Raw genomic sequence first — 11299 nt, 5'->3', positions numbered from 1 at the left:
AAACCTCGTTTAAAATACAGTAATTTTTTGTTATACATATTATCTTTTTTTCTTTTCAATTTTTGGTTTTATTATATCATTTTTTTTTGAAATTTATACTATTTAATTTCTCTATTTTCTCTAATCTTTTCTCCACGATAATATTCACCATTCTTATCTTTTGCATAGTCATCATTCATTATTTCAAAACTTTCACTGTCTACATTTTTAATTTTCTTTATCATTTTTTCTTTATCTGAAAAATAGTAAACATTTTTATTATCTTTAAAATAATTAAGTTCAATCATATCAAATATATTAGGATTTGCATCACTTAATTCATTTATTTTATAATCAATTCCTCTAAAATTGAAAACAGTAGCAATTTTATCATCATCTGTATTTAAAGTATAAACAGCATTTTTATCTTTAAAAACATAAGGATAATTTGTAATTTCTTCAAAACTATTAAAATCAATATTCTTAATATTTTTATCAATTTTAATTGTTTTTATGCTACTCTCTTTAGTTAATATATAAATTCCATTTTTATCTTTTATTATAGAATTATCGTAAGATTCATTTAATACTTTAAAACTATTTCTATCTATTTTTTCTAATTTATCACCTTTATAATAAATATTATTTTTATCTTTTCCAAAATAAGAATTTTCTTCTAGTATTCCAAAACTTTTGAAATTTACATCTTCTATTTTTTTTAATTTTCCATTTTTATTATAATAAATGTTAGTTTTGTCCTTATAATATCTGTTATCAATATGTTCAAAAGTGTTTATATCAACTGTTAAAGGTGCTATTTCAACTTCTTTTTCCTCAAAATTAAAAATTTCGTACAATGTATCTTTTATTTTGATGAAGTCATTTTCAATTATTTCAACATCATCGGGATTAATATTTTTTACTTTTTTCCATTTAAAGTACAAATTATTTTTATCCTTTTTATATCTTGTCATAGAAATATTTTGATAAGTCTCAATATCCAAATCCTCTAACTTATGAAGTTTATAATTCTCCAAATAATAAACATTATTTTTATCCTTGAAATAATCATTCAACATTTCGTTGGCTATTCCAAAACTTTCTATATCTATCTCATCATTTCTAAATTTTATTAAAGTTTTTTTATTCTCATCAATATAATAGATACCATTTTTATCTTTTATCAAATTTTCAGGTTCTGATATTCCATTTTCATAAATAACTTTAATGCTATTAATGTCTAAGCCTTTTATTTGTTTATTTTCAAAATAGACATTGTTTTTATCTCTTAAAATATTTTTACTTAGTTCATTAATACTGTTTCTATCTGCATTTTCCATTTTCAACATTTTATCTTCAGAAAAATAGTAAACATTGTTTTTATCTCGATAATATTTATTATCAAGATAGCTACGTCCATTTATTTTTTCAAAAGTTTTTGCATCTACATTTTTTATTTGTAAAATTTTCCCACCTTTTTGGAAATAAATATCATTCTTATTTCTATAAATAGTTGGATCTTCACTTGAAATTACTTTAAAATCATTAAAATCTATATCAATCCCGTTTTCTTTAAAATTTATAATTTTTAATTTATCATAATTTTTTCCAAAAGTATAAATACCATTTTTATCCTTAAAAATTGTAATATAATATCCTTCAACTAATTCAAAAGTTTTTGGATCTATTTTACTTAATTTTTCATCCCAATAATAAACATAATTTTTATCTTTTGCAATATGATAACCCAAAATCTCAAATGTTTTCGCATCTGCATTTTGCAACTTTTCTAATCCATTTTCTGTTCTATAGTACACACTATTTCCATTAATTTTATAAATAGGAATCACACGAATATCTGCATTCACAATACTGCCCACCAAAACAAACAAAAGTAGAATTTTTAACAAATGTCCTTTAATGTTCACAACAACTCTCCTTTTTTATTCTCAAGTTTTTGATTTATTAACAATTCAAATAAAATAATTTTTATTGCTTAATCTCCATTTCCTCCTCAAAGTCAACTGGATTTTTCCCTTCCATTTTTTTCCCTTCGAAATAAACGTTATTTTTATCTTTCCCATATTTCCCGCTCATCGTTACTCTAAAACTATCTTTATCAGCTCCATTTATTTTTACAAATTTATTTCCATCCATAAAATAAACGCCATTCTTATCTTTGAAATAATTGGAACTATCCATTGGAGAAGTAATTCTTTCAAGAGTTTCTAAATCAATATTCTTACTATCGAGTGGAATTATTTTATCTTTCTGATTTTCACTTTCTAGCAATTTATAAGCTCCATTTTTGTCAACTAAAATTGTGTCATACGAAATTCTGCCATCAAAATAGTTAAAGTTATTTGAACTGATTTTCTCCAATTTCTTCCCTCGATAAAACACACTATTTTTATCTTTTATCCAAAGCCCGTCTATTCCTTCTGCACTCTTAACATCTATTCCTTTCACTTTTTCTCCTTCAAAATAAACATTGTTTTTGTCTTTTGCAATAAAAGTATGATTTTCGTTGTCATATTTAAATGAATTTGGATCTGCTCCTTCTATTTTCTTAAACTCATTTTCTCCAAAATAATAGAGATTTTTATCGTCTTTATAATAATTTCCGCCTATTTCTTCAAAATTTTCAAGATTGACTTTTTCATTGATTGGAATTAATTTTATCTCATTTTTTTCTTCATCTTCGTCGATTTTATAAAGTCTGTTTTTATCTTTTATAAAATTACTTTGTATTTGTTCAAAACCGTCAACGACAATCCCATTTATTTTTTTATTTTGATAATAAACATTATTTTTATCCTTTGCAAAATAAATAGAACTGCTGTAAGGTGAATTTAAAACTTCAAATGTCGCCAAATCAGCATTTTTTATTTTATAAAGATTATTATCCAAATCATAATAAATATTATTTTTATCTTTATAATAATAATCATCAATATGTTCAAAAGTTTTTAAATCTAATCCTTTTATATTTATTTTTCGAGTCTTTATTTCTATATTTTCATTTTCTTTTTCAATATCTTCTAAGAAATACAGTCCATTTTTATCTTTTACAATATTGGAACTAATTTTTTCGAAAGTTTTTGCATCAATTCCATCCAATTTATATTCAAATAAATAAAGGTTTTTGTCATCTCTCGCAAAAGTATTATCCACTATTTCAAATGTTTTCGGATTTACATAGGATAATTTTTTGAATTTTATTTTACCATCTCTGTTATCCATAAAATAAACATTGTTTTTGTCTTTATAATATTTGCTATAATATCCTCCAGCAAATTCTAAAGTTGCAACATCCACTCCTTCTATATTTTGCACTCTTGGTATGAAAGTTATACCATCATCTGCTCTATCCAAATAAAAAATATTCTTATAATCTTTTATAAAATTTAGATTACTGTCTAATATTTCAAACCCTTTTGGATTAACACCTTCCAATCTCTGTTTTTCAACATATACACTATTTTTATCCTTTGAAAAAATTCCTGGCTCAAATGTATCAGCATCTGCTCCTTCTAATTTTTTTAATTCTTGTTTATCTTCAGCCGTATCAATATAATAAACCGAATTTTTATCTTTATAAAATGTTCCTTTTAAAATATTCTCAAAACTTACCACATCAATGTTTAAATTTTTTATTGCTCTTATTTTTATTTTTTCATCATCTGTCGTATAAATCTCATAGACATTTTTATTATCCTTTAAGTAATTATCATCAAAAATTTTAAGCCCTTCAACTCCAACAGAATCTAGCTTTTCTCCATTATAATAAACATTTTTCCTGTCTACCCCATAATTTCCGTTTACAATTTGAAATGTATTTTTATCAGCATTTTTTACTATTTTTACTTTCCCATTTTCATTATCTACAAAATATACGTTATTTCTGTCTTTTATATAACCGCTGTAAGAAGAACTGTTATTGTTCAAAAATACTAAACTGTTTACATCAATATTCAAATTTATTTTTTCAATCTTTCCATTAGAAAAATAATACAAATTATTTTTATCTTTTACAAAATCATTTAATTCAAGTACTTTTTCAGCACTTTTAACATCAATTTCACTTTTGATTTTTTTTAAATCATTATCTGAATAATAATAAAAACTATTTTTATCTTTATAGTAGTTCAAAATTCCAAAATACTTAAATGTACTAAAATCAATGTTCAAATTATTTATTTTTTTTGCTTCAATTTTATCGTTTTTCCTGTCATACAAATCTTTATTGCTATTAAATGTCAAATAGTAATTATTTCCACTTTGAAGAATATAATTGTCCAGTCTTATTTCCTCAATAACTCTAACATTATTCGGATTAATCCCATTTATTTTTTCACCAATATAATAAACTCCATTTTTATCTTTTCCAATTTCCTCACTCAAAGTAATAAAACTGTTTCTATCAATATTTGGTAATTTTATAAAACCTTCTCTATCAGGAAAATCATTACTGTATTTAATAACAAAAATATTATTTTTATCTCTAAAATAACGAGTATCTCCCATTATCTCAAAACTTGACGCATCAGCATCTTTAATATTCTCATTTCCTTGGATATAAAAAACTCTATTTTTATCTTTCCCTATAAAATTTCCGAATATTTTAACACTCGCAGAATCTACATTTTCCATTTTTGTTCCTTTGTAATAAACATTATTTTTATCTTTTGCGATATAATAACCCAAAATCTCAAAAGAATTTTTATCTGCTCCTTGTATTTTTTGCAAATCTTCATAATCAGAGTAATAAAGGTTGTTTTTATCTACAAAATAATCCATGCTCGTAACATCTTTGCTATTTTCTAAAGCTCTAAAAGTTTTAACATCAAGTCCGTCTACAGATATTTTTTTCGTATTTATTTTATTATCTGAAAATATTGGTATAATATCTGTAATCTCAGATTCAATTTTATATACATTTTTACTATCTTTTACATAATTTTCTTTTACTATTTCAAATTCTTCAGGCAAAACATCTTTAAGTTTCTTACCAAAACGATAAACACTTTTATTATCTTTTGCATAATAATCACCAATAAGACCTCTATCTTCCCTTAAAGGTTCAAAACTTTCAATATCCACATCTTTTACTTTCGACTTAATCTCATAATACGGTATTTGATAATAAATTTCACCATTCTCCTTTAAATATTCAGCATTTGCAATGCTTCCTGCTAGGATAAATAAAGTTAATATTTTTAATAAATTTTTTCTTTTCATGCACTTACTCCTTTTTTTATAATCTTTAATTTTTAGTAAATAAAATACCTTTTTAACTTTTCAACTTTTTATTCTCTTTCTATTTTTATAAGATTCATATTGTCATCAATTTTATAAAATTCATTATTATATTTTATCTCATTGTTTACAATTTTAAAATGGTTTGGATTAATATTATTTAACTTTTTCCCTTTATAATAAACATTGTTTTTATCCTTTGCATATAAGTATTCAATAACTTGAAAGGTTTTGTAATCAGCATTTTCTATCTTTTTTATCTCTACATTTTCTTCATCCACATAATATACATTCTTTTCATCTTTTATATATTCATTACTTTTTTCGCCATTTTTTTCCTTCAAAAATTTAAGTGTTTTTATATCAACTTCATTTTTAAATTTAATAAGCGTTTTTCCTTTTTTTATGTCATCAGTTTCATCGTAATAATAAAAATTATTTTTATCTTTATAAACTCTCATGGAAAAACTTTCAAAAGTATCCCTGTCAATTGGAAAATCCATCTTTTTCGCATATATTTTTTCATTCGAATTATTTTCATAAACAAGATAAAAATCATTCCCGCTTTTAATGATATTATCGGGAACACTGCTTAACGAAGTCAAAAACTTAAAATTATTCGGACTTACACCTTTCACTTTTTGCTCACGAAAATATAGATTATTCTTGTCTTTCGCATAAAAATCGTCCAAATAAACAAACGTCTCCAAATCAACTTTTTCATCAATTTTTTTCATATCAAAATAAGCATTGTTCTTATCTTTAAAATAATAATCTCCAACTGATTTAAGTGTCTTTGTATCCACATCCTTCAATTCCTTTTTTTCATAAGCATCAAAAACAATTTTCTCATCCTTCACAAAATGGCTTCCAAATATTTTAGCGCTTTTAGGATCTATTTTTTCAATCTTTTCCCCTTGATAATAAATATTATTCTTATCTTTTGCAAAATCATTTTCCAATATTTCAAATGATTTTTTATCTATATTTTTTAATAATTTCGGCTTTTGTTCCATCCATTCCCGATAATAAATTTCTCCATTTCTTTTTATATATTCTGCATACACAATATTTCCTGCCAAAATTAACAACCCAAATATTTTCAACAATTTTTTTATTTTCATAATCATTTTCTCCTTATAAAAAGTTACGCTAATTATTTATAAAAGTCCACAAATCCCAATAAACACAATATTTTAAAATTTATTTTTCTAATTCCAAAACTCCAGTTCATCTTCCTCTTCCACAGCCTCATGTTCTTCTTTTTCGTCAATATCTCTCAAAATATCATCAACACTTAAGTCGTTCAGTTCTGGATCTATTTTATCAAGAAAAGCTGAAAATTCTTTTTTTACTTTTTGAATACGGATTCTATCGCCTGTTCTTACAATCATCTGATAATTTTCCAAATATTCTGAAATGTAGTTTCTAATTTCTGTATTCACTATTTCGGCATAAATTCGGTTTGCCCTTTCAATCAGCAATTTATCTTTGTTTTGATTTTCTGACTGAATTTTTATTTCTTCCAATGTTTTTATTCTTTCATTTTTTTCTTCTTCGGATAAATCGCCATTTATAATTAATTTATTTCTCTTTTCTCCCGTACTTATTGCAGTTGCTTCTGCCTCTAAGATCCCATTTATATCGTAAGTGAATCTTACGTTCACTTTTTCATTTCCTGCATTATTTCTTGGAACATTTATTTCAAATTCTCCCAAAAATAGATTATCATTTATATTCAAGCTTTCCCCTTGATAAATTGCGATTCTTATTATTGTCTGATTGTCTTCTACTGTTGAAAAATATTCAGACTTGCTTGTAGGAACCGTTGTATTCCTTGGAATAATCGGTGCAAATCTCTGTCCAATTACTTCAATTCCGAGTGTAAATGGACACACATCTGTCAAAATTCTTTCCTTAAATGCCTTGTTTCTCTCCTTCATTCCCACAGTTACACCAACGCCGTAAGCTACGACAGTATCAGGATTTTGAGCTATTGACACGAGTTTGTTACCTTCAATAAAATCAGTATTGTCAAAATAAGTTTTTTCTCCACGCATTTTATTAAAATACTTTTCCACAAATTCTTCCACAATTCCCAATTTTACAGCCCCGCCGACTAGCACAACTTTCTCAATTTCTCTTGCATCCGTATTTCCATCCTGCAAAGCCTTGTCAATTGCAACTTTTATTTTTACAAGCAATGGTTTTACAGCCACCCTGAAATCTGCCTGTGTAATTTCTGCTTTATAGTCTTTTCCTTTAATTTCCATTTCAATTTCCACATCTTTTAAACTTATCAGTTTTTTTGCCCTGTCTGCCTTTGTGTACAATTTTGTTCTTTCATCACGGCTCAAGTCAGATATTGATAATCCTATATTTTTCAAGAAAATTTCACATATTTTGGTAGTAAAATCCTCTCCACCAAGCATCGTATCCCCACTTATCGAAATTACTTCCATAATATCCTCAAATGTTTCAAGCAAAGTAACATCAAATGTCCCTCCACCCAAGTCAAGCACGATAAACTTCAAATTCTGATCTAAAATATGGCTTCCAAGTGACAATGCCGCAGCTGTTGGCTCATTTATAAGCCTTTCTACTGTAAGCCCTGCCAGTTCTGCCGCTATTTTAGTATCTTTTCTCTGTTTATCATTAAAATATGCAGGTACGCTTATTATTGCCCTGTCTATCTTTTCATTCAGCTGCTTTTCAGCACTTTTCTTTAAATGTTTCAGTACAAATGAAGAAAGCATCTGTGCATCAAAAGTTCTATTCTTCACTTTAATTTTTGCTTCCGTTCCCATCCTTCTTTTAAAATTACTCGCAGTTTCCCCAGCGTTCATCATTCTTCTTTCCTTCGCGAGTTCTCCCACTATTATTCCATCATTTTCATCAATTCCCACAACAGACGGAATCAAAATATTCCCATATTCATTTTTTACAAACTGTATTTCCCCATTATCATCAATATACGTAGCCAAACTATTCGTTGTCCCCAAATCAATTCCAATCATTCTTCCCATTTTATCTTCCTCCTTTAACAGTATTCTTTTTTATAAATCTCAAAACTTAAAATTGTTAAATATTTAGTCAATATATCTTATCCAGTATCTTTTTTGCATAATTTGCCAATCTATAATATTTTATGCTATTTACTATCATCAACTTTATAACCAGCCACACCAATATCGCTAGAAGCAGTATATCTTTAATTTCATATTTAAAGTAAATAGAAATCAAATAACTTCCCAGCAATATAATCTGTACATACAGCATACTTGTCATATTCAGATTATTCCCTCGTTTTGCTATCATAATGTCATAATAAACCCTCGTAATTGTCAATACAATCCAAAAAGTTTTCACTGACTCAAAACTAACTATAATATCTTCATAACCAATTTCCTCTAAACCCATATTTGTAATTACTGGTAAGCTGAATATCCAAATAAAAACCAATGCAAGACTGCTAAGGACAAATACTAAGCTGTACAATATCTCATCTTCTTCCTTAATATCGTCCTCACATTTAATTCCCATACGGTAAAATATCTTCTGAATTTCCTTGTAACTGTAAACGATTCTTTTTAAAAATAAATTATTTGTCAAAACAAAAAAGAAATTATATATTTTTTTATTTATTTTTATATCAAAATATTCATAATCTCCATGGTAAATATTCCAAAATACGAAAAATACAAAAAAATTCAATTTTTTTACATGAAAATATTTTTCCACAAAATTTTCCACAGCCTTGTCCTTATCTTTCTCCTCATTACTACTATAAAGCCTCCTTATTTTCTCAAGCTCAGTTTTACCATCTGTTAAACGCGAAATAATATATTCTTTTTCAAATTCGAGAATATTGTCCGAATTTAAAATCAAATTACCCTCATAATCAACATTTTCTAAATTTAAAATATCTCTAATTCTGTTCTTTTCACTTTCTGAAAATCTATCAAACTTTTTCAAAAAAATTTTTAAATTAATGAATGAAATCTTTTCACCATTCAAAATTCTATAAAATTTCCTTAGCCAATCATCAAAGTTTTTTTCTTTCCATTCGTATTCGCCACTAAAAACATCAGAAAATTCACCATCTTCCTCATCCAGTATTTCAAAATCTGTTTCATAAAAAACTTCATCATAATCATACTCTTCATACTCCTCTTCTTCCGAATATTCCAAAGCAATTTCATAAGCCTCATTAATTTTCATAAACATCTCAGGAAAATCCTCGGGATGATATTTTTTCAGTATCTTGGAATACGCAACTTTTATTTTCTTCTTATCATCTGTCGGCTCTATTTCTAATATTTTAAATGCTTCCCTAAAATCCAAAATCACCACTCCTTACTTTTCTAAAATAAACATATCTAGAATTTGTTTTGAAAATTTTCTTAGGCGTTTATATCTTATATTTGTAGTTACTACCATTTTTACAAACAAAATGATATTAAAAAATACAAATTGAAATATTAACTGTGAATATAGTAAAAATGGTACAATTGAGGATTCATATTCCGCATTGCCAATAACAATAAGATTTACAACAAACATTATACTCATTAAAATTGACAAATAACTTGAATACCCATATCGCATACTCCACTCAAATTCTTTTTCCCTAGCTATATTAACCCAGTCTAAAATTATGAAAAAAATAGTTCCAAAAATCCCTATATACCAGTCAACAATAGGATTTAAAAAGAATAAAAATAAAACTATAGCACCAAAAATACCCCATAAATAAGACGTTATGCGTAAACTTATTCCTACTCTCTTATTTTTTTGTTCTCTATCAAAAATTTCTATATACTTATTAACATCAACATATTCATTTCGTATTTTATAAGTTATAAATTTAAAAGTTGTACCTACTTGCTCTATATCTCTGTAAGGGTATAACGCAATATTTTTTCCAAATAATTTAAAAATTTTTAGATTAAAATAATCCTGAATAAATTTTTCATATCCTTTTTCATTTTCCGAAAAATTTTCACTTACAATATTTTTTACAATTTCATCTAAACTTACATTTTCACTTTTACCAGTATCTACCCAAGTTTCCCCTAAAATATCTGCATTCGTATTAGAATTATTTAGATTATAAATTAAAAGTTCCATTTCAATTCTCGTTATATTTCTCCAAGCATAATCACGTAATCCATTTTTTTGTAAAATTTCTCTAATTTGATTTTTTTCCGAAACATCAAAATTAAAATGAAAATCACGTAAAATTTCTCGATATTCTGTTAATGGACGTTTTTCAGATAAAAGAAGATTTTTAAGCCTTCCTAACCACTCAGATATTGATTTGTTTGTTATTTCATTTTCATCAAAACCATTTGAAAAATCTTGTGTTTTTTCAAAAAAACTTTTATCGCTTGAATTATTGCTAGAATTAAAAAAATTATCAAATATATCCTCAATAGAATCCCCTTCATATTCGTTAAAATTCGATTGCTCAAATCCCAAAGCAATTCCGTAAGCTTCGTTAATTCTACTAAATATTTTATCATAATTTTCAGGATTGTTGCGATGATACCTCTTTAATAGCTCTTTATACTTCTTTTTTATTTTTTCTTTATCAGTTGTAGGTTCCATTTCTAGTGTTTTAAACGCTTCTGTAAATCTATCTTCTGTTCGCATAGAATTTTTTAAGTATTCAAAAATATTAAGTTTTTCATATTTATTTTTATTATCTTTTTTTTCAAAAAACTTTTCCTTTGACTGTCTTTCTTCAAATTTTTCAGTAAATTTATATTCTTTTTTCTCAAATTTTTTTGAATCAAAAATATCCGAAAAATCACTCTCTTTCATTTTTTCCGTTTTTCTAAAATTTTGAGTATTTTCATACAAATTTTCAGAAAAATTATTTTCTGCATATCCCAAAGCTTTTTCATAAGCCTCATTAATTTTCATAAACATCTCAGGAAAATCTTCAGGATGATATTCTTTCAACATCTTGGAATAAGCAACTTTTATTTTCTTTTTATCAATCGTCGGCTCTATTTCCAGTATTTTAAATGCTTCTGCAAAATCCAAAATCATTACC

Annotated in this window: 6 protein-coding genes; all 6 read right to left on the bottom strand. The window is 25.8% G+C overall.

Translation table 11 applies throughout. The annotated features are described in order from the left end of the window. Positions 1-98: 98 nt before the first annotated feature. On the bottom strand, positions 99-1907 hold the full coding sequence (locus BQ5344_RS04770) for a DKNYY domain-containing protein (RefSeq protein ID WP_071124387.1): 1809 nt from the start codon (positions 1905-1907) through the stop codon (positions 99-101). Between the two features lie 61 nt (positions 1908-1968). Further along, a complete protein-coding gene (locus BQ5344_RS04765; protein WP_071124386.1) occupies positions 1969-5220 on the bottom strand; it encodes a DKNYY domain-containing protein in 3252 nt (1083 codons plus the stop codon). Between the two features lie 68 nt (positions 5221-5288). Next, entirely contained in the window at positions 5289-6362 is a 1074-nt protein-coding gene (locus tag BQ5344_RS04760) for a DKNYY domain-containing protein (RefSeq protein WP_071124385.1), read from the bottom strand. 87 nt (positions 6363-6449) lie between these two features. Beyond that, complete coding sequence (locus BQ5344_RS04755; RefSeq protein ID WP_071124384.1) at positions 6450-8264, bottom strand: Hsp70 family protein; 1815 nt, start codon at positions 8262-8264, stop codon at positions 6450-6452. 67 nt (positions 8265-8331) lie between these two features. After that, positions 8332-9582, bottom strand: a complete 1251-nt coding sequence (locus tag BQ5344_RS12380; RefSeq protein WP_071124383.1) for a J domain-containing protein — start codon at positions 9580-9582, stop codon at positions 8332-8334. Positions 9583-9594: 12 nt separating this feature from the next. Further along, positions 9595-11295, bottom strand: coding sequence for a DnaJ domain-containing protein (locus tag BQ5344_RS04745; protein ID WP_158662995.1), 1701 nt, complete (start codon positions 11293-11295; stop codon positions 9595-9597). Positions 11296-11299 lie beyond the last annotated feature (4 nt).

This window comes from Leptotrichia massiliensis (genome assembly GCF_900104625.1).
In the GTDB taxonomy this organism is placed as follows: domain Bacteria; phylum Fusobacteriota; class Fusobacteriia; order Fusobacteriales; family Leptotrichiaceae; genus Leptotrichia; species Leptotrichia massiliensis.
The sequence above is the reverse complement of the archived record's forward strand: the minus strand, read 5'-3'. Positions and strand labels throughout refer to the sequence as shown.